15 protein-coding genes and 1 pseudogene are annotated in these 19,559 nt (G+C 72.3%); 8 read left to right on the top strand and 8 right to left on the bottom strand.

Annotated elements, in window-relative coordinates; all coding sequences use genetic code 11:
• Positions 1–284 precede the first annotated feature (284 nt).
• Positions 285–881 (top strand): hypothetical protein, encoded by a 597-nt coding sequence (locus AC067N_RS00555; RefSeq protein ID WP_478676668.1) that lies wholly within the window; start codon positions 285–287, stop codon positions 879–881.
• 26 nt (positions 882–907) lie between these two features.
• Here the strand turns inward: AC067N_RS00555 and AC067N_RS00550 are convergent, their stop codons facing one another.
• From AC067N_RS00550 to AC067N_RS00540, 3 genes are all read right to left on the bottom strand, one after another.
• Positions 908–1,999: a small ribosomal subunit Rsm22 family protein gene (locus AC067N_RS00550; protein ID WP_478676667.1), complete on the bottom strand. Its 1,092-nt coding sequence runs from the start codon at positions 1,997–1,999 to the stop codon at positions 908–910.
• Between the two features lie 622 nt (positions 2,000–2,621).
• Positions 2,622–3,839, bottom strand: coding sequence for a serine hydrolase domain-containing protein (locus AC067N_RS00545; protein WP_478676666.1), 1,218 nt, complete (start codon positions 3,837–3,839; stop codon positions 2,622–2,624).
• Positions 3,752–5,389 (bottom strand): multidrug effflux MFS transporter, encoded by a 1,638-nt coding sequence (locus AC067N_RS00540; RefSeq protein ID WP_478676665.1) that lies wholly within the window; start codon positions 5,387–5,389, stop codon positions 3,752–3,754. The genes AC067N_RS00545 and AC067N_RS00540 overlap by 88 nt, the downstream gene beginning before the upstream one ends.
• A 98-nt stretch (positions 5,390–5,487) precedes the next feature.
• Here AC067N_RS00540 and AC067N_RS00535 point away from each other — a divergent pair, with 98 nt between their 5' ends.
• The gene (locus AC067N_RS00535; protein ID WP_478676664.1) at positions 5,488–6,525 is read left to right on the top strand and encodes a Gfo/Idh/MocA family protein; all 1,038 of its coding nucleotides are present in this window, start codon (positions 5,488–5,490) and stop codon (positions 6,523–6,525) included.
• Here the strand turns inward: AC067N_RS00535 and AC067N_RS00530 are convergent.
• Positions 6,512–8,173 (bottom strand): alkaline phosphatase D family protein, encoded by a 1,662-nt coding sequence (locus AC067N_RS00530; RefSeq protein ID WP_478676663.1) that lies wholly within the window; start codon positions 8,171–8,173, stop codon positions 6,512–6,514. The genes AC067N_RS00535 and AC067N_RS00530 overlap by 14 nt on opposite strands.
• 160 nt (positions 8,174–8,333) lie before the next feature.
• Here AC067N_RS00530 and AC067N_RS00525 point away from each other — a divergent pair.
• Positions 8,334–8,776, top strand: a pseudogene (locus AC067N_RS00525) (3-oxoacyl-ACP reductase); the annotation flags it as partial.
• A gap of 332 nt (positions 8,777–9,108) precedes the next feature.
• Here the strand turns inward: AC067N_RS00525 and AC067N_RS00520 are convergent.
• Entirely contained in the window at positions 9,109–10,110 is a 1,002-nt protein-coding gene (locus AC067N_RS00520) for an aldo/keto reductase (protein ID WP_478676662.1), read from the bottom strand.
• An 85-nt stretch (positions 10,111–10,195) separates the two neighbouring features.
• On the bottom strand, positions 10,196–10,522 hold the full coding sequence (locus AC067N_RS00515; RefSeq protein WP_478676661.1) for a nuclear transport factor 2 family protein: 327 nt from the start codon (positions 10,520–10,522) through the stop codon (positions 10,196–10,198).
• Between the two features lie 212 nt (positions 10,523–10,734).
• Between AC067N_RS00515 and AC067N_RS00510 the strand changes: the two genes are divergently transcribed.
• The 5 genes from AC067N_RS00510 to AC067N_RS00490 all read left to right on the top strand — a co-directional run bounded on the left by AC067N_RS00510 (position 10,735) and on the right by AC067N_RS00490 (position 16,322).
• On the top strand, positions 10,735–11,280 hold the full coding sequence (locus AC067N_RS00510) for a DoxX family membrane protein (protein ID WP_478676660.1): 546 nt from the start codon (positions 10,735–10,737) through the stop codon (positions 11,278–11,280).
• 36 nt (positions 11,281–11,316) lie between these two features.
• Positions 11,317–11,661 carry a MazG-like family protein gene (locus AC067N_RS00505; RefSeq protein ID WP_478676659.1) on the top strand — a complete coding sequence of 115 codons (345 nt, stop codon included), beginning with the start codon at positions 11,317–11,319 and terminating at the stop codon, positions 11,659–11,661.
• A 412-nt stretch (positions 11,662–12,073) separates the two neighbouring features.
• The gene (locus tag AC067N_RS00500) at positions 12,074–14,281 is read left to right on the top strand and encodes an MMPL family transporter (RefSeq protein WP_478676658.1); all 2,208 of its coding nucleotides are present in this window, start codon (positions 12,074–12,076) and stop codon (positions 14,279–14,281) included.
• 116 nt (positions 14,282–14,397) lie between these two features.
• Positions 14,398–15,648 (top strand): sensor histidine kinase, encoded by a 1,251-nt coding sequence (locus tag AC067N_RS00495; RefSeq protein ID WP_478676657.1) that lies wholly within the window; start codon positions 14,398–14,400, stop codon positions 15,646–15,648.
• The gene (locus AC067N_RS00490) at positions 15,645–16,322 is read left to right on the top strand and encodes a response regulator transcription factor (protein WP_478676656.1); all 678 of its coding nucleotides are present in this window, start codon (positions 15,645–15,647) and stop codon (positions 16,320–16,322) included. The genes AC067N_RS00495 and AC067N_RS00490 overlap by 4 nt, the downstream gene beginning before the upstream one ends.
• A 142-nt stretch (positions 16,323–16,464) precedes the next feature.
• Here the strand turns inward: AC067N_RS00490 and AC067N_RS00485 are convergent, their stop codons facing one another.
• Positions 16,465–17,913: a family 43 glycosylhydrolase gene (locus AC067N_RS00485; protein WP_478676655.1), complete on the bottom strand. Its 1,449-nt coding sequence runs from the start codon at positions 17,911–17,913 to the stop codon at positions 16,465–16,467.
• 89 nt (positions 17,914–18,002) lie between these two features.
• Positions 18,003–19,505 carry a family 43 glycosylhydrolase gene (locus AC067N_RS00480; RefSeq protein ID WP_478676654.1) on the bottom strand — a complete coding sequence of 501 codons (1,503 nt, stop codon included), beginning with the start codon at positions 19,503–19,505 and terminating at the stop codon, positions 18,003–18,005.
• Positions 19,506–19,559 lie beyond the last annotated feature (54 nt).

Raw genomic sequence — 19,559 nt, 5'->3', positions numbered from 1 at the left:
CTCGCCTTTTGACAGGACGAGTTCACCTTATGTACACGAACTGACCTCAGTATCATCATGAGATGACGGAACCGACGCAATCCGGCCGGCCGACGGACCCGCCCGCCACACCGCCCCAGCCCCCGGCATCCCCACCTCCGGTTGCCCAGCCGCCTGCTCCCCCGGCACCCCCGGCGTCCCCGGCGTCCCCGGCGTCCGGACAGGGTTGGCCGGCCCCTCCCCCTCCGACGGCCCCGTATCCCTACGCGAGCGCACCGGTGCGACCGCCGGGAGGAACAGGCGGGGTGTCCGACCGGCTGTCGGGCGCGCTGCTGGCCGTCGGGGCGGCCCTCACCATCGGCGGTTCGTTCACCACCCTGAACTCGGCGGTGAGCTACCGCGACAGGGAGAAGGACGAGGTGGCCGTCGAGAGCGTGTCGAAGGCGTGGTCCCACCGCAACGAGTTCGCCGAGGGCCTGGCGGCGGACGGAGTGGTCGACACCGTGCAGTTCGACGGGGTCTCGCTGCTCGTCGGGATCGTCGCCGCCCTGGTGGCGGCCGTGTTCCTGCTGCTGGGCCCCGGGCGACGGCTACCGCTGCGCCGTGGGCTCGGTGTCGCGGGCGGGGCGGTGCTGTTCGGCACGACCCTGGCGGTCGCGATGGAGTCGGTCAGCGTCACGCAGTGGGAGTCGGACACCCAGACCATGAGCTTCGGCCTCGGTTTCTATCTGCTGGTCCTCGCCGCTCTGCTGGCCGTCGCCGCGACCGTGATCACTCTCTTCGGCGCGAAGGGCTCCGCCCCCGCGGTGCCCGGCCTGCCGCAGTCCTCACATCCCTGGCCGACACCACCCGCCGCCCAGCCGTACCCGCCGGGCGGGCCTCAGCCTCCGTCGTCGTACTAGCAGCCCCCTGTGCGGTGGCCAAGCGCTCAGGCCCGGTCGTCGTCCCCGGTCGGCGGGGGCCAGGCGTCGCCCCAGTCGGCGTCGCGGGCGGCCTTGTAGAGGAGGCCGTGGCGTTTGGTGACCGTGGTCCGGCCGAGGGTGGGGACGGGGCCGGTACCGGACCCGCTCCCGGCGACGGCGGTGGTGGCCGGGGCGTCGCTGGCGGCCGGGGCCTCCGCAGCGGTCGGGGACTCGGTTCCGCAGAGGTCGAGGAGGACCTGGCCCTTGCGGATCTGGGGCTTGCGGACGACGCGGGAGGCGGCCGGGGCCGGGGCGAAGCGGGTCGCGGCGACGTAGCTGAACTTCTCGTCCTCGTACGCCAGGGAGCCGCCCTTGACCTGCCGGTGCAGGGAGGAGCGGCTGACGCGGGCGGAGAAGTGGCACCAGTCCTCGCCGGGGACGATCGGGCAGGCGGCGCTGTGCGGGCAGGGCGCGGCGATATGGAACCCGGCGGCGACGAGGCGGTCGCGGGCGTCGATGACGCGGGCGTAGCCGCCGGGGGTGCCGGGTTCGATGACCACGACGGCCTGCGCGGCGGCCGCGGCGGCGTCGACGACGGCGGTGCGGTCGGCGTCGGTGAGCTCGCCGAGGACATAGGAGATGGTGACGAGATCGGTGCTCTCGATGGTGAGCGCCGATCCGATACGAGAGCGCTGCCAGTCGGCGGCCTTCAGATCAGGGTTGGCCGCGGCGATCTCCCGGCCGAGTGCGAGCGCCGGTTCCGCCCAGTCGAGCACCGTCACCGGGCGTCCGCCCGCCCAGGTCGCGTTCACGGCCCACGTCGCCGCGCCCGTCCCCCCGCCGACGTCCACATGGCTGCCGGGCTCCCAGCCGGGCACCGCCCCCGCGAACGCCTCCAGCGCCGCGCACACCGCCTCGAACGTGGCCGGCATCCGGTACGCCGCGTACGCCACCACGTCCGACCGGTCCCGCAGCACCGGGGCGTCGGTGGGCGTCCGTCCCCGGTAGTTCACGATCAGCCGCTCCACCGCCTGCGCGGCCGCCCTCGGCGGCAGACCGTCGAGCAGGGTGGCGAGGGCGGTCCGGAGCGTATCGGCTGGGGACGAGGGGGCGTTCACGTGCCGATTCTATGGGGCGCCCGGTCCCACCCGCCCGCCCCGCCGAGCAGCCTCGGCGGCCCACAGCCCGTCGTATCCGGACGGCGGCCCGCGGAGCGGTCCTCCCGTGACGCGGAACGCAGGTGCGCGCGGCGGTCAACCCTGACGAGCGTCAAGGCGCGGTGTTGAGCGCTGCCGGCGTCGTCCGTCCGGGCCGTCGTCCCGCCGGGAACGCGGTGACGGCGGTCGGGGCGGCCCGCCACACGCTCAGCACACTCAGCACACTCAGAGCCGTCGTCGAGCGGTCGACAGAGAGCGAGGAGCCGGCAGTGCACGGCCGGGACCGCGGTGACGCGCAGGGTGTACCCCTGGCCGCGCCGCACGACCGCCCCTTTGTCGAGTGCGGCGCGCTGGGGGCTCCAGCTCGGTGGTTGACGACAGGCAGGCGGGTTTTGCCGCGGCGCGGGTCGGCGGGCGGTCGAGGCCGCGATGGGGTCGGGGTCCGGAGCACGATGGCGTTGAGGACCAGGCCGAGCCGCCGAGCCGGTCCTCCCTTCCGTCGCGGTACGCCTGGTGGATGGTGCCGTGATCGACCGCGTCGTCGGTGGCGTCCGGGTCGCGCACGTTGATGGCGCGCCACCCCTCACATCCCCCGCACCGCCCGAGCCACCCGTGTCCCCGCAGCCGCGCGGGCCGCGTTCAAGGAGGCTCCGCGGCGGGGGTGGACCGCGTTGGTCAGGAGGATCAGGAAGGTGTCCGTCGCCTGGTCGAGGACCAGGGACGTGCCGGTGAAGCCGGTGTGGCCGGCGGCTCCACGGCCCGCCAACTCGCCCATGAACCACGGCTGGTCGAGCGCGAACCCGAGACCCGGCGGCGTCAGCATCAGCTCGACGAAGTCGGGGCCGAGGATGCGGGCGGGGCCGTAGGAGCCGCCCGCGAGCAGGGTCCGGCAGAACACCGCGAGGTCGCGGGCCGTCGAGAAGAGCCCCGCATGGCCCGCGACCCCGCCGAGGGCCCAGGCGTTCTCGTCGTGGACCTCGCCCCGCAGCATGCCCCGCTCGGCCTTGCCCCAGGGCCGGCGCTGGTCCTCCGTCGCCGCCGCCCCGGGGCAGGGCCCGAAGGCCGTGGCCGTCATGCCGAGGGGGCGGGTGATGCCGGCATGGATCAGGTCGTCCAGGCCCCGGCCCGTGAGGCGTTCGAGGACGTGCTGGAGGAGCAGGAGGTTGAGGTCGGAGTAGAGGTACGTCGTCCCGGGCTCCGTCACCGGCTCCTCGCGCCGCAGCATCGCCCGCCGGGCCTCGGCGGACCCGCAGTCGTACAGCGGGAGTTCGGGCCGCAGACCGGACGTGTGGGTGAGGAGGTGGCGGACGGTCAGGCCGTGCGCGGCGGCGCCGGTGAAGTCGGGGAGGTACGCCGCGACCTTCGCGTCGATGCCGAGGGTGCCGCGCTCCAGCTGCTGGACCGCCGCCACGGCGGTGAAGAGCTTGGTGAGGGAGGCCAGGTCGAAGGGGGTGTCGGGGGTCGCCGGAACACGGGACCGAGGCGGCAGTTCCACCCCGGTGCCGGTGTGTTCGTCGTAGGCCTCGTAGCGGACCGCCCAACCCGCCGCCTCCTCGACGGCGATGACCGGACCGCGGCCGGCGAGGACGACGGCGGCGGGGGCCAGCGGCCGGTCCCCTTCCGTCAGCGCGCGCACCTCGCGTACGAGATGGCGCAGTTCCTCGGGGTCGAGTCCGGCCCGTTCCGGGGTGTCCGTGCGCAGTCTCGGCGCGCTCAGCTCTCCTCCCCCTTCCTCTCGGCTCCGCTCGGGACGGGGGCACCCCCGCCCTCTGCCTTCGTACGCTTGTTCCAAGGACGGCACAGTGCCACGAAGCAGGTCGCGGCCACCAGTGTCGCGGTGAGTTGGACGACCGCCATGGGGACGGCGGTTTCCTCGCCCGCGACGCCGACCAGGGGGGACGCTATCGCGCCGATCAGGAAGGACGACGTACCCAGCAGCGCCGACGCCGAACCCGCCGCGTGGCGTACCCGCATGAGGGCGAGGGCCTGGGTGTTGGGGAGGGTGACGCCCATGGCGGACATCAGCACGAACAGGGCCGCGGCGACCGGGACCAGACCGACCTCGCCGAAGACGCCCAGCGACATCAGCAGCAGGGCGGTCGCGGCGAGGGTGATGACGGCGAGGCCGACCGCGAACACCTTGTCGAGGCTCACGCGGCCGACGAGGACCTTGCCGTTGACCTGGCCGACGATGACGAGGCCGACCGAGTTGACGCCGAAGAGGACGCTGAAGGTCTGCGGGGAGGCGCCGTAGATCTCCTGGATCACGAACGGGGAGGCGCTGATGTAGGCGAAGAGGGCGGCGAAGGCGAAGCCGCCGGCGAGGACGTAGCCCATGAAGACGCGGTCGGTGAGCAGGCCGCGCATGGCGTGCAGGGTCTCGCCGACGCCGCCGCCGTGGCGTTCGGCGGGGGCGAGCGTCTCGGGGAGCCTCGCCCAGACGACCGCGAGGAGGGCGGCGCCGATGACGGTGAGGACGACGAACACGCCCCGCCAGTCGGTGACGCGGAGGATCTGGCCGCCGACGAGGGGCGCGACGATCGGGGCCACCCCTGAGATCAGCATCAGGGTGGAGAAGAAACGGGCCATGGCGTGCCCGTCGTACAGGTCGCGTACCACGGCCCGGGCGATCACGATCCCGGCGGAGCCCGCGAGGCCCTGCACCAGGCGGAACGCGATGAGGGTCTCGACGGTGGGGGCGAGGGCGCACAGCGCGGTGGCCAGGATGTAGACGACGAGGCCGAGCAGGAGCGGGCGCCTGCGGCCCCAGCGGTCGCTCATCGGGCCGATCAGCAGCTGGCCGAGGGCCATTCCGGCGAGGCAGGCGGTGAGGGTGAGCTGGACCGTGGCGGCGGGGGCGTGCAGGGAGTTGGTGACCTCCGGCAGGGCGGGGAGGTACATGTCCATCGCCAGGGGCGGCGTCGCGGTGAGCCCGCCGAGGATGAGGGTGACGAGGAGGCCGGTGCGGCGCGGGCCGGCGGTGGTGGCCTTCGCCGGGCCGGGGTGCGGCGCGGACGTCGTCTCCACGGGGTTCGCGGGGCTCGCCGGGCTCGCGGGGCTCGCGGGCTGGTGGGACGCCGGCCGGCGGCCCCGGCCGGCCCGCTTCGTGGGGGCGGGGTCCGACGGCGGCCGTTCGGCGGTCGGCTGAGCCGGTGCCGGGTCGGGCCGGGCCCCCGCCGGCCGCTCCGCCGGGCCGGCGCCCGAGGGCGGGTGCCCGGAGTCGGACACCTCCGCCTCGGGCGGCCCCTGTGTCGGTCCGGTCGCCGCCGCCGAGCCCGGCTCCGGGTGCCCGGCCGCCGCCACCGTGTGCGACTCGGCCGCCGCCGAGCCGGGTATGTGCCCCTCGGGCATGTGCCCCTCCCTGTCCGTTCGCTCCGCCACCTATGCTCTCAGCTCGTACGACGTGGGCGGGGTCACCACCGCGCCCTGGGCCGAGGACAGGGGTGGCGATGGCGCACGACGGACGGGTGCGGTGGGGGATTCTGGCGACCGGGGGGATCGCCGCGAGCTTCACGGCCGATCTCGTCGATCTGCCGGACGCCGAGGTCGTGGCGGTCGCGTCGCGCAGCGAGGGCCCGGCGAAGGCGTTCGCCGAACGGTTCGGGATACCGCGGGCGTACAGCGAGTGGCGCGCGCTCGCCGAGGACGAGGACGTCGACGTGGTGTACGTCGCCACGCCGCACTCGGCGCACCGGGTGGCCGCCGGGATGTGCCTGGAGGCCGGCCGGGGGGTGCTGTGCGAGAAGCCGTTCACGCTGAACGTGCGCGAGGCCGAGGAACTGGTCGCGCTGGCGCGGGGGCGCGGGGCGTTCCTGATGGAGGCCATGTGGATGTACTGCAATCCGCTGGTCCGGCGGCTCGCGGAGCTGGTGCGGGACGGCGTGATCGGTGACGTGCGGACCGTGCAGGCGGACTTCGGGCTGGCGGGGCCGTTCCCTCCGTCCCACCGGCTGCGGGACCCGGCACAGGGCGGGGGCGCGCTGCTCGACCTCGGGGTCTACCCGATCTCGTTCGCGCAGTTGCTGCTCGGGGAGCCCTCCGACGTCACGGGGAGAGCGGTGCTCTCGGACGAGGGCGTCGATCTCCAGACCGGAGCACTGCTCTCCTGGGAGAGCGGTGCCATCGCTTCGGTGCACTGCTCCATCGTCGGCGGTACGGCCACCTCGGCGTCGGTCACCGGCTCGCGGGGCCGTATCGACATCCCGAACGGCTTCTTCTTCCCGGACCACTTCGTGCTGCACCGCGACGGCCGTGAGCCGCAGACCTTCGCCGCGGACCCGGCCGACGGCCCCCGCAACAGCTTCCGGCACGAGGCCACCGAGGTGATGCGGGCCCTGCGCGCCGGCGAGACCGAGTCCCCGCTGGTCCCGCTCGACGGCACCCTCGCCGTGATGCGGACGCTCGACGCGATCAGGGACCGCGTCGGGGTCCGCTACCCCGGCGAGGACGGCCGGCGGGACGGCGATCTGGTGGCTACACCGGCGTGAGCCCCGGGTTGCCCGCCTCCATCGCGAACGACGCGACCGTGGTCAGGCCCGCGTCCGGCGTCGTCACGAACGGCAGGGCGTGGAAGTCGGCGCGGGCCTGCGTCCTGCCGAGGGAGACCGTCAGATAGCCGCGGCGGCCGTTGTAGAACCGCAGGTGCGGGTTGGCGGTCATGTAGGTGTCCCAGTTGGCGGGCTTGTCGGAGCCGTTGCCGCCGCTGCTGACGGAGGTGGCGACGAGTTCCGCGCCGACCGTGCGCGAGGAGCGGTCGTCGAAGTCGCGCTTGATGTCGAAGGCGTAGCCCACGTGGACGTCGCCGGTGAGGACCATCAGGTTCTCGATGCCGGCGTCGTCCGCGCCGGCGAGGACGCGTTCGCGGGAGGCCCGGTAGCCGTCCCAGGAGTCCATCGACACCTTGTAGTTCTCGCCGACGGCGTTGCGGCGCTGGGAGAAGGTGACCTGCTGGGGGACGACGTTCCAGATGGCGTCGGACTCGGCCCAGCCGTCCAGCAGCCACTGTTCCTGCTCGTCGCCCGTGATGGAGCGCGCCGGGTCGGCGGACTCCGGGCCGGGGATCTGCCAGCCGTCGCCCTGGGCCTGGTTGTCGCGGTACTGGCGGGTGTCGAGTATGTCGAACTGGGCGAGGCGGCCCCAGGTGAAGCGGCGGTAGAGCCGCATGTCGGGCCCGTCGGGCCGCTGCCGCGGGCGCAGCGGCTGGTTCTCCCAGTAAGCGCGGTAGGCGGCGGCGCGGCGCAGCAGGAACTCCTCGGGCGGGCTGTCGTGCTCGTCGTCGTCGCCCGCGTAGTTGTTCTCGGTCTCGTGGTCGTCCCAGGTGACGACGAAGGGGTGCGCGCGGTGGGCGGCCTGGAGGTCGGGGTCGGTCTTGTAGAGGGCGTAGCGCAGCCGGTAGTCCTCCAGGGTGACGGTCTCGCGGTTGAAGTGGGCGGGCAGCACGCGGTCGGTGTAGTTGCGGGCGCCGCCCACGGCGTTCACGGCGTACTCGTAGAGGTAGTCCCCGAGGTGGAGGACGACATCGATGTCCTCGTTCGCGAGGTGCCGGTAGGCGGTGTAGTAGCCCTGGTCGTACCGCTGGCAGGAGACGGCCGCGAAGGAGAGCCCGGAGGAGCCGCCGAGACGGCCGCGTCCGGGGGCGGTCCGGGTGCGGCCGCTGTCGCTGATCCAGGAGCCTACGCGGAAGCGGTAGTAGTACTCGCGGCCCGGGTCGAGGTAGGGGACCTCGACGTGGACGGTGTGGTGGAACTCGGGGTGGGCGATGGCGGCGCCCCGTCTGACGATGCGTCGGAAGTCCTCGTCGCGGGCCACCTCCCAGCGGACGATGACGCGTTCGGCGGGCAGACCGCCGTCGGGCTCGTACGGCTTGGGGGCGAGCCGGGTCCACAGGAGCAGGGAGGTGGGCAGCGGGTCGCCGGAGGCCACGCCGAGGGTGAAGGGGTTCTCGGTGAGGTGGCGCGGGTCCAGTTCGGCGGCGGCCGCGGCGCCCGCCGCCGGGAGGTTGGTGGCGAGGGCGAGCGCGGCGGCGGCGCCGGTGACGGTGAGGAAGCGACGGCGGTCGAAGTGACGTGCGGCAGCGCGCAGTTCCGGCGAGTGCGACGAGTGTGGCCGGGTCGTCCTCTGGGCTGTGTGAGTCATCTGCCCCTCCCCTGACGGTAGTTGTCCGTTGGCATTGGAGTGGCCAGGTTCGACGACCTTCTGTCCCGTACACAACAGCCAGATGGCGGACGGATGAGTTCCGCATGGCCCGCCTCTTCCGGCTCGGCGCGCCGCGCCCCCTCCCCTGCGCCGCACGCCCATGAGGACCGGGGGAACGAAGATCGCGATCGTGACGGGTGCGGGCTCCGGTATCGGGCGCGCCGTGGCCCTGGAACTGCCGGGCACCGGGGGCGGTGGCGGGCCGGGCGGCGTGCCGGTGGAGGAGCCGGACCACGCGGCCTGGCGGGATACGGTACGGCGATCAAGCCGCGCTGACGGGCCTGACCACGTCGCTCGCGCTCGACGGCCGGCCGTACGGCATCGCGGTCGGGCAGACCGACATCGGCGACACGGCGACGGCCATGACCGAACGGATGAGCCAAGGGGTCCCGCAGGCGAACGGGCGGCTCATGCGAGCCCGTGATGGACGTCGCCGATGCGGCCCGGACCGTGCGGCGCATGGCGGAGCCGCCACTGAAGGCGAATGTGCAGTTCGCGACGGCGATGGCGGCGGTGACGGCGGTGACGATGCCGTACGTGGGCGCGGCTGAGCCTGCCGGGCCATTCGTCCAGCACTCAACCTACACAAACGGAAGATGTCACTCCGGGCCATCCGAGCACGTGGGAGTCATATGCTCATCACTCCTCCACCGGAGCTTCACATCTCGGCTTCACAGTTGGAGGAGACGGCTTCCGTCACCACACCGAGGGGGGGAGGGGGCAGCCGTCCCGCGCTCCGGGTGGGGGCGGACCTCGCGTGGGACCGCGAGGTGTGCACCGGGGTACGGGACGGCTGCCCCGCCATACCGCTCCGCTCCGGGCGTTGCCCCACCCCGTTCCCCCTGCAGTGGGCCTTCAACGGCGGGACGGCCCGCTCACCGCCCCAGGACCCGGTCGACCTCGGCCAGCTGGTCCGCGGAGAGCGGCCCCTTCGCGAGGGCGCCCGCGTTCTCCTCGGCCTGGGCGACCGAGCGGAAGCCCGGTATGGGCACGGTCCGGGAGCTGCGGGCCCAGATCCAGGCGAGGGCGCCCTGCGCGAGGGTACGACCCTCGCTGGTGAGGATCTCCCGCAACGCCTCGACCCGGCCGAGCCACTCGGGGTCGGCGCCGGTGTCCGCGGTGAAGCCCGGCAGCCAGGCGGGCGGGGTACTGCGGATGTCACCGGCCGCCAGGGGGCGCCCCGGGGTGTGCTTGCCGGTGAGCAGACCCATGGCGAGGGGGCTGCGGTTGACGCTCGCCAGGTTCGACTCCTCGCAGAGGGCGAGGAGTTCGGGCGCGTCCTGGAGGACGTTCAGCCGGTGCTGGACGGCCGCGCAGTGCGCCCCCTTCGCGAACACGGCGGCCCGGTCCGGGTCGTCGGTGCTCCACGCGTACGCCCGTATCAGTCCCTCGCGGACGAACTCCTCGCAGATGTCCCGGAGTTCGGCCGCCCGCTCGGGGTCGGCGTCGGAGATGTGGAGCTGGTAGAGGTCGACGTGGTCCGTGCCGAGGCGGTCGAGGGAGGCGGTGAGCGCGCGGCGGGCGTGGGCAGGGGTGTCGTCCTGGCCGGCGGCGGTGCGGGTGCGCTCGTCGAAGAGGTTGCCCCATTTGGTGGCCACGACGACGTCCGCTCGGCGCCTGCCGAGGGCGCGGCCGAGCACGCGTTCGCTGTGGCCCGCGCCGTACACGTCGGCCGTGTCGAAGAAGGTCACACCGAGGTCGAGGGCGCGGCGCACCGCCCGTACGGACTCCTCGTCGTCGACCCTGCCCCAGCCCAGCGGCTGCCCGTCGGCGGACTGCCACTCGCCCCCGATGGCCCAGCAGCCGAAGCCGAGGGCGCTGACCCGGATGCCGCTGCGGCCGAGGGGCCTCGTGTACGTGTTCGTCTCTGTCTCCATGCCCGAGGACGGTAGGAGTTGGAGCGCACACGAGGGCAAGCCCTTGCGGAGGAAGAGCTCAGGGAGCCGGGTGTCCGGTGTGGTGTCAGGCCTGGCCGGTCTCGAAGTGGGAGATCCTGCCGTCCTCCGACACCGTGAAACGCCAGGCGGTGCGCATCTCGCCCCAGGTGTCGTTGCGGTAGTCGGCGACCAGGGAGCGGCCGCCGTCGGACTCCCGCCTGACCTCCATGTGGCCGTGGGAGGAGAAGATCTCCCGGTCGGTCCAGTCCGCGAGGTCCCGGTCGGTGCCGTCGTCCGACATGGTCGCGCCGTCGGCGAGGAGGGCCATGAAGGCGTCGCGGTCGTGCGCGTTCACGGCGTTGACGAAGGCGCGGACGGTCGGGTCACTGAGTCTGGCGGGTGCGATCGTCATGCCGGTCAGCCTCACACCGTCGGAATCCACCCGCCACCGGGAGCGCGCGGCGGGGCGAGGGGCGGCCACCGAACCCCGCGCCTGGGCCACCCCCGACGAGCCCGGCGCCACTCGAACGGCCGCGCGGGGCCGCCCCAGGCGTGTCATCGGTGCGACGGTGGATACGCGGGAGGGGAACCGTCCGAGCATCGCCGTCCGTTCCGGGAGTCACCGTGACCACATTCGACCGACGTGATCTGGGCCTGCTGCTCCTCCGCCTGGGCACGGGAGGTGTCCTCGCCGCGCACGGGACGCAGAAGCTGTTCGGCTGGTTCGGCGGGCACGGCATCGAGGGGACCGGCGCCTTCATGGAGTCGGTGGGGTACGCGCCGGGCAAGGCGAGCGCCAGGGCGGCCGGGCTGGCCGAGACCGGCGGCGGCGCACTCCTCGCCCTCGGTCTCGCGACCCCCGCCGCCGGGGCAGCCGCGGCCGGTGCCATGGCCGGCGCGGCCGCAGTGCACACTCCCAACGGCTTCTTCAACACGAGCGGCGGCTACGAGTACGCCGCGACCCTGGGCCTGGCCGCGGCGGGGCTCGCGATCGCGGGACCCGGCAGGCTCTCCCTCGACCACGCGTTCCGCCATGTCGTCGACCGGGGCTGGATGGTGCCGTCGGCGCTCGCCGTCACGGCCGCCACCACGGCGCTGGTCATCGGCGCGCGGACCAGGCGGGTGCGCCGGGAGAAGGAGGGCGAGCAGGAGCCGTTGTTCGAGGAGTGACCCACCTGCTCGGCACGGGCGTGACAAGCTGCGCCCATGGACGAGCGGACCGACTCCCCCGATGACCTCTGGCAGTCCGTGGAACTGCTCCACTCCTGGCTGGAGTCGAACCGTGTGCACGACGGCCGCGAGCTGTTGTTGCTGCGGATGCTGAAGCTCCAGGAGGAGGTCGGCGAGGTCGCCCAGGCGGTCATCGGCGTCACCGGGTCCAACCCGCGCAAGGGCACCACCCACACCTGGGACGACGTGGGCGCCGAGCTGTGCGATGTGATCATCACAGCGCTGATTGTGCTGCGCACCCTCACCCCGGAGGCCCGCGAGGTCTTCGCCGCCCATCTGGCCCGGGTCGGAGAACGCTCCCTGGGCGCACCCCGAGGCTGACAACGCGTTCTGGATCGCCGCACTCACCGCCGGCACCGCCGTGGTCGCGAGCTGGGTGACGAGCCGCGGGACGGCACGGGCCGCACGCATTCATGCGGTGCCGCAGAACCCGTTCCGCAAGCGATCGAGGCGATGATCGAGGGCGACGCGGACGCGGTCACCCGCTTCGACGCCTGTTACCGGCCGTTCCGGCAGACCCTGACGGACTTCATCAAGTCGTCGCGCGACACCCTGCACGCCATGTGAGGGGTGCCATGGGCCCCGTACGGTCATACCCGGGGGTGATCCGGCGGCCGCGTCGTACTGCGTTCTGAGTAGCCGGGATTGTCGGCAGCCGCACGACGACCCGGAGGGCCCCGGAACGGGAGTCTGTGCGGGTACCCCAGACATCTGACGTGGAGACCTGCGCCCCATGGCAACCTTCCTCTATCGGCTGGGCCGGCTGGCCTTCCGCAAACGCTGGTACGTCACCCTCATATGGGTGGCGGTCCTCGGTGCCGTCGGTATCGGCGCCGTCAAGGCCCCGGGAGCCTCCGACGAGGAGTTCTCCATGCCGGGCATCGAGTCCCAGAAGGCGTTCGACCTGATGGAGGAGCGCTTCCCCGGCCTGACCGCCGACGGCGCCACCGCCCGGGTCGTGTTCGTCGCGCCCGGAGGTGAGAAGGTCACCGCCTCGGCGAACAAGAAGGCCATCGAGGAGGCGGTGGCCGACCTGGCCGACGGCTCGCAGGTCGCGAACGCCGTCGACCCGTTCCAGGCGCGGGCCGTCAGCGAGGACGGCTCCACGGCGTATGCGACCGTCACCTACAAGGTCAGCGCCAACGAGCTCTCCGACGCCGGCAGGGCCCACCTGGAGAGCGCCCTCCACCAGGCCCGGGACGCCGGGCTGACCGTGGAGGCGGGCGGCGACGCGGTCGCCGGGCAGGGCGGCGCGGGCGGTGCGGCCGAGGTGATCGGCGTCGCCATCGCCGCCGTCGTCCTGCTGGTCACCTTCGGCTCGCTCGCCGCGGCCGGACTGCCGCTGCTGACCGCGCTGGTCGGCGTCGGCGTCAGCATGGCCGCCATCCTCGCCCTGTCCGACGCGCTCGGCCTGTCCACCACGACCGGCACCCTCGCGATGATGCTGGGCCTCGCGGTCGGCATCGACTACGCCCTGTTCGTCGTCTCCCGCTACCGCGAGGAACGCGCCAACGGCCGTACGCCCCAGGAGGCGACCGCCCTCGCCACCGGCACCGCCGGATCGGCGGTGGTGTTCGCCGGGCTCACCGTCGTCATCGCGCTGGCCGGACTGTCCGTGGTCGGCATCCCGATGCTGACGAAGATGGGTCTGGCCGCCGCCGGGGCGGTCGTCGTGGCCGTACTGATCGCGCTGACCCTGGTCCCGGCCGTCCTCGGGCTCTGGCCGAACGCCGTGCTGGCACGCAGGGCCCGCAGGAGCGGCCGACTCGCGGAGAGCGGCGACAACGGCGGCACCCGCTGGGCCCGGTTCGTGCTGCGCCGGCCCGTGCCCGTCCTGCTCCTCGGTGTCATAGGCCTCGGCGCGCTCGCCGTACCCATGACCGACCTCCAGCTGGGCATGCCCGGCGACGAGGCCAAGTCCACCTCCACCACCGAGCGCCGGGCCTACGACGCGCTCGCCGAGGGCTTCGGGCCCGGCTTCAACGGGCCGCTGACGATCGTCGTCGACGCCCGGGGCACCGACGACGCCAAGGCGGCCGCCGAGACGGTCGCGAAGGACATCGGCGCCACCGAGGGCATCGTGTCCGTCTCCCCCGCGCGCTTCAACGAGGCCGGCGACACCGCCGTCTTCTCCGCCGTGCCCGCCACCGCGCCGACCGACGAGAAGACCAAGGACCTGGTGACGGTCATCCGGGACGAGCGGCCCGGCATCGAGTCCGAGACGGGCGCGACATACGAGGTCACCGGGACCACCGCGCTGAACATCGACATCTCCGACAAGGTGCAGTCCGCGCTGGTCCCCTATCTGCTGGTCGTGGTCGGCCTCGCCGTCCTGCTGCTGCTCGTCGTCTTCCGCTCGCTGCTCGTCCCGCTCAAGGCCGCGCTCGGCTTCCTGCTGTCGGTGCTCGCCTCGCTCGGCGTGGTCGTCCTGGTGTTCCAGCAGGGCCACGGCGCGGAGCTGCTGGGCGTGGAGCAGACCGGCCCGATCATGAGCCTGATGCCGATCTTCCTGGTGGGCATCGTCTTCGGTCTCGCCATGGACTACGAGGTGTTCCTCGTCTCCCGGATGCGGGAGGCGTACGTCCACGGCGACCGGCCCGACGAGGCGATCACCAGCGGCTTCCGGCACAGCGCCCGGGTGGTGGCGGCCGCCGCCCTGATCATGATCGCGGTGTTCGCCGGGTTCATCGGCGAGAGCGACTCCATGATCAAGATGATCGGGTTCGGGCTGGCCTCGGCGGTCCTGTTCGACGCGTTCGTCGTCCGCATGGCGATCGTGCCCGCCGTGCTCACGCTGCTCGGTGACAGGGCCTGGTGGCTGCCGAAGTGGCTGGACCGCGCGCTGCCCCGCGTCGACGTGGAGGGCGAGGCACTGAGCCGCCGGCCCGAGCCGGAGCCCGGACCGGCCGAACGGGCCGAGCCCGTGGGGGCCCGTACCTGATCCGACCGCACCACCCCCCACCGGGGCCGTTCGTGGCGAAGGCCACGGACGGCCCTCGGGGCGTCCGCACCCCCTCTCGACCACCATGGTCCCCAGCCCCACCGACCGGAGTCACGATGAGTATCAGCCTGGACCGGCGCTATGCCGACCGCCTGGAGGAGTTCACGGACCGGCACCGCTTCCTCATCGATCTGGTGCTGGCGGCGACGCTGATGGGCTGCGCGACACTCGGCAGCGCGCTCACCCTGCCCGGCGCCGACCCGCCGGACCAGGACAACATCGGCGTCGCCCTCATGGGCGTCTCCTGTCTCGCCGTGCTGAAGCACCGCACTCACCCGCGCGTCGCCCTCGTCATCACCACGTTGTGCACGATCGTCGCGGTCACGCTGGGCTATCTGGTCACCCCCCTGCTGCTGGCGCCGGTCATGGGGGCCCTTTACTGGCTGGCCACCCAGACCGACCGGCAGACCACCCGCGTCTACGGCCTCACCACCATCGCGGCGACGACGCTCGCGGCGGTGTTCGCCGACTCCATGGACCACCTCTCCCCGCTGATCAGGACGATCGGCCCCGTCTTCTGGCTGCTGCTGCCCCTCGCCACGGGCAAGGCGACCCAGGTGCGGCGCGCCTATCTGAGGTCCGTGCAGGCCCGCGCCGAGCACGCCGAGCGCACCCGCGAGGAGGAGGCCCGCCTGCGGGTCGCCGAGGAACGGATGCGCATCGCCCGCGACCTGCACGACGTGGTGGCCCACCATCTGGCCCTCGCCAACGCCCAGGCGGGCACCGCCGCGCATCTCACCCGCACCGATCCCGCGCAGGCCCACCGGATCCTCACCGACCTGACCGCCACCACGTCGTCGGCGCTGCGGGAGCTGAAGGCCACCGTCGGCGTGCTGCGCCAGCCCGACGACCCCGAGGCGCCCGTCGCCCCCACCCCCGGCCTGGACCGGCTCCCCGACCTGGTCGCCGCCTGCGAGTCAGCCGGTCTCACGGTCACCGTCACCACGGAGGGCCCCCCGGGGCCGCTCGACCCGGGCGTGGACCTGACCGCGTACCGGATCGTGCAGGAGGCCCTCACCAACGTCAGCAAGCACACGGCGGCGGACGCGGCGCGGATCCGCCTCGCCTACGAGGAGTCGCATCTGACGATCACGGTCACCGACGACGGCGGCGGCACGGCTCCCCCGCCCGTCGTGTTCGACGACTGCCGCGGCTTCGGCCTCATCGGCATGCGTGAACGCGCCCAGTCGGTCGGCGGCGCGCTGAGCGCCGGTCACCGGCCCGAGGGCGGCTTCGAGGTGACCACCGATCTTCCGCTGCGCCCCCGCCCCCGCACCCCACGGCTCGAAGTGGAACAGACCCCATGACCATTCGCGTCCTGCTCGCCGACGACCAGGCACTCCTGCGGGCAACCTTCCGCATCCTCATCGACTCCTGCCCGGACCTGGAGGTCGTCGGCGAGGCCACCGACGGCCGGGAGGCGGTCGACCTCGTCCGCGTCCACCGCCCCGACGTGGTCCTCATGGACATCCGGATGCCCGGCACCGACGGACTCACCGCCACGGCCGTGATCTGCGCCGACGAGGAGCTGTCCGACACCCGTGTACTGATCCTCACCACCTTCGAGATCGACGAGTACGTGGCCCAGGCGCTGCGCGCCGGCGCGAGCGGCTTCCTCGGCAAGGACGTCACCGCCGACGCCCTCCTCGACGGCATCCGCACGGTCGCCGCCGGGGACTCCCTGCTCTCCCCCACCGCCACCCGCACCCTGATCACCCGCTTCCTCACCGCCCCCGCTCCCGGCACCCGCCTGACCGCCCCCGAGCGGCTCGCCACCCTCACCACCCGCGAACGCGAGGTGATGTCCCTCGCGGCGGAGGGCCTGTCCAACGACGAGATCGCCGAGAAGCTCTACGTCAGCCCGCTGACCGTCCGCACCCACATCCACCGCGCCATGACGAAACTGGGCGCCCGGGACCGGGCCCAGTTGGTGGTAATGGCCTACCAGTCGGGTCTGGTGCAGGTGACACCGCCGGAGTGAGTCGGGCCCGGAGTGAGTCGGGCCCGGAGCGCGGCGGCCCTGGGGTGCGGCCGGTCCGCCCATGGCGGCGGGCCACCCGCGCGTCGCCGTGGGGTGACGTGCGGGTGGCCCGCTGATCGGTGTCCGCGCGTGGGGAGGGCGGCTACTCCTTGTAGAAGGTGGCGTCCTGCCGGTCGAGGGTGGTGCTCACCGGCTGGGTGTAGAGCAGGTTGTTGTAGTGGCGGATGTAGCGGCCGGGGAAGTTGTACGACTCGTACGAGACGCCCGCCGCGGAGTCGGCGAGACCGGCCCGCTGGTGGAACGAGGCGTCGGCGTCGAAGAGCGCCGTGCCGTCGTCCTTCTCCACCCACAGCTCGTTGTTCTTGTGGCGGAGGTAGTAGCCGGGGAAGTTCGCCGACTCCAGGGAGACCGTGCCGCTGCCCGTCAGACCGGTGACGACCCGGAACTGCGAGTCGGCGAGGTTGGTGACGTTGCCCTCCAGCTTGGCGCGGTACTCCCAGTGCCGGATGAACCTGTCCGGGTAGTTGTACGAGGAGAAGCGGACCGGGGTCGCGCCGTCGGCGACGGGGATGCCGAAGTTGGGCGTGCCGTCGGCGTTCCAGTACAGCTTCTGGTAGCGGGTGCGGCGGTTGGGGTCGTTGAGCGGGTCGCCGCTGATGTTCTTGTAGTCGCGGTCGTGGTAGACGAGGATGTCGGACTTGCCGTCCTCGGAGACCGTGAACGTGTTGTGGCCGGGCCCGTACTGGCCGGTCCTGTCGTTGCTCTTGAAGACCGGCGTGGCGGTCTTCGCCCAGGAGGCCGGGTTCATCAGGTCGGCGGTGGCGTCGGCGGTCAGCAGGCCGAGGCAGTAGTTGGCGTCGGTGGCGCTGGCCGAGTAGGCCATGAAGACCTTGCCGTTCTTCTGCAGGACGGCCGGGCCCTCGTTGACGCGGTGGCCGACGGTCTCCCAGGAGTACTCGGGCTTGGAGATCATCACCGGGCTGCCGCTGATGGTCCAGGGGTTGGACATCCGCGCCAGGTACAGGTTGGTGCCGCTGCCGACGGCCGGGTCGTTCTGCGCCCAGCTGAGGTAGCGGGTGCCGTTGTGGGTGAAGGTCGTGGCGTCCAGCGAGAAGGTGTCCAGCGGCAGGCTGATCCGGCCCTTCTCGGTCCAGGTGCCGGTGAGCGGGTTGGCGGAGCTGGACTCCAGGACGTACGGGCGGATCTTCCAGATGTCGTTGGAGGCGCCGGCCGCGAAGTACACGTACCACTTGCCGTCGATGAAGTGGATCTCCGGGGCCCAGATGTGGGCGCCCATCTCACCGCTGGCGTGCTTGGTCCAGATGGTCGTCTCCGCGGCCGTGGAGAGGCCCTGGAGGGTGGTGGCCCGGCGCATCACGATCTTGTCGTAGGCGGGCACGGTGGCCGTGAAGTAGTAGTAGCCGTCGGTGTGTTTGTAGATGTGCGGGTCGGCGCGCTGGAGCGCGATGGGGTTGGTGAAGGTCACGGCGGGTGACGCGGGCGCTGCGGCCTGGGCGGGGGTGGTCACGCCGGTGAGGACGGCGAGCGCCGCCGCCGCGGCCACCACCATCCGTCTGACGAGTCGTCTCATGTAGTGCGGCCCTTCGTATTTCGGGTGTCGCGGATGGATCGGACCTGCGGACGGTTCCGGCGTCCACCGACGCCGGAACCGTCCGCCGGTCAGGCGGTCGTGGGGACGAGCCGCCACTGCTGGCAGTTGTTGTCGAGCCAGGACCACTGGCGTACGTCGGTGCCGTTGGCGGTGCCGCAGTCGGCGACGTCCATGACCTTGCCGGTGGAGGCGTTGACGATCCGGACGTAGTCGCCGCCGAGGTAGACCATGCGGAACTTCTGGCAGTTGTTGTTCAGCCAGGACCACTGGCGGATGTCGGTGCCGTCGGTGCTCGCGCACTCGGCGACGTCGGCGACCTTGCCGGTGGCGACGTTCACGAGGCGGCTGGTGTCGTCGGCGCGGTCCTCGACGCGCCACTTCTGGTTGGCCCCGCCGTTGCAGGTCCACTGGAGGATGTTGGTGCCGTCGGCCGTGTTGCCGCCGTTGACGTCGAGGCACTTGCCGCTGTTGCGGTTGACGATGGTGTAAGCGTTCGGGGTCGTCGCGGTCTCACCGGAGGGGCCTGCGAGGGTGGTCCCGAGGGCGACCGGAGTGCCGAAGTCGGGCGTGCCGTCCGCTTTCCAGGTGAACTTCTGCGCGCGGGTCGTCCGGCCGTTGTCGCAGCCGTCGCTCGCCGCGTCGTTGGCGTGGTAGACGATCCAGTTCTCGGTGCCGTCGGGCGAGGTGAAGAACCCGTTGTGGCCCGGCGCGTAGACGCCGTTGGCGTCGCTCCGCTGGAACACGGGGGTCTGCTTCTTGGTCCACGAGGAGGCGAGCAGCGGGTCGGAACCGGTCAGCTCCAGCTGCCCGAGCTTGTAGTCGGGGCCCCAGCAGGCGCTGGCGGAGTAGATGAGGAAGGTGCGCCCGTTGCGGTAGAGCGGCTCGGGCCCTTCGTTCACCTCACCGCTCTGCGTCTCCCAGCTCAGGGTCGGGCTGGAGATCACGGTGAAGGTGGTGCCGGCGAGCGTGTACGGGTTGCTGAGCGGCGCGATGACGAGGCTCTGCTTGCTGCCGCCGGCCGAGCCGCTGCCGACCAGGTAGAGCTTGTTGGCGTACTTGAGCACGCTGGCGTCGATCAGCCAGCCGTTCGGGTTGAGGTTGGACCCGGCGAGCTGGTTCTTGTAGGTGTACGGCCCCATCGGGTCGGAGCCGGCGCTCTCCAGGACGTGGGTGCGCTGGTCGTCGCAGCAGGCTGAGCCGCGCGGCCCGGCGGAGTAGTAGAGGTACCACTTGCCGTCGAAGAAGTGGATCTCCGGGGCCCACATGTTCCAGTTGCGGGTGGAGGTGCTGTCCGACCACACCTGCACACTGGGCGCGGTGTTCAGCCCGGCCAGTGTGGGCGACTTCCGCATGGTCAGCTCACCGGTGAACGAGGTGGTCACCAGGTAGTAGTTGCCGTTGTAGTACTCCAGCCAGGGGTCGGCGCCCTTCTGCGACTTGACCGGGTTGGTGAACGGCTTGCCGTCCGCCGCGACGGCGGTGCCGGCGGGCTGGACGGCGAGGAGCGACGCGAAGAGGGCCAGCAGCGCGGCCCCACATGTCACCCAGTGACGGACCTGTATGCGGAACACTGGCAAGTCCCTTCCGGGAGCGACTCAGAGGGGGAGAATGTTCGAAATTACGAA

This window comes from Streptomyces sp. NPDC042364, assembly GCF_056437585.1.
The sequence above is the reverse complement of the archived record's forward strand: the minus strand, read 5'-3'. Positions and strand labels throughout refer to the sequence as shown.

What these genes read in the sequence shown, in the direction of transcription:
- AC067N_RS00490 (WP_478676656.1), top strand. Translation starts at nt 15,645, where the DNA reads ATGACCATTCGCGTCCTGCTCGCCGACGACCAGGCACTCCTGCGGGCA.
- AC067N_RS00520 (WP_478676662.1), bottom strand. Translation starts at nt 10,110, where the DNA reads ATGGAGACAGAGACGAACACGTACACGAGGCCCCTCGGCCGCAGCGGC.
- AC067N_RS00535 (WP_478676664.1), top strand. Translation starts at nt 5,488, where the DNA reads ATGGCGCACGACGGACGGGTGCGGTGGGGGATTCTGGCGACCGGGGGG.
- AC067N_RS00505 (WP_478676659.1), top strand. Translation starts at nt 11,317, where the DNA reads ATGGACGAGCGGACCGACTCCCCCGATGACCTCTGGCAGTCCGTGGAA.
- AC067N_RS00530 (WP_478676663.1), bottom strand. Translation starts at nt 8,173, where the DNA reads ATGACTCACACAGCCCAGAGGACGACCCGGCCACACTCGTCGCACTCG.
- AC067N_RS00485 (WP_478676655.1), bottom strand. Translation starts at nt 17,913, where the DNA reads ATGAGACGACTCGTCAGACGGATGGTGGTGGCCGCGGCGGCGGCGCTC.
- AC067N_RS00495 (WP_478676657.1), top strand. Translation starts at nt 14,398, where the DNA reads ATGAGTATCAGCCTGGACCGGCGCTATGCCGACCGCCTGGAGGAGTTC.
- AC067N_RS00500 (WP_478676658.1), top strand. Translation starts at nt 12,074, where the DNA reads ATGGCAACCTTCCTCTATCGGCTGGGCCGGCTGGCCTTCCGCAAACGC.
- AC067N_RS00540 (WP_478676665.1), bottom strand. Translation starts at nt 5,389, where the DNA reads ATGCCCGAGGGGCACATACCCGGCTCGGCGGCGGCCGAGTCGCACACG.
- AC067N_RS00515 (WP_478676661.1), bottom strand. Translation starts at nt 10,522, where the DNA reads ATGACGATCGCACCCGCCAGACTCAGTGACCCGACCGTCCGCGCCTTC.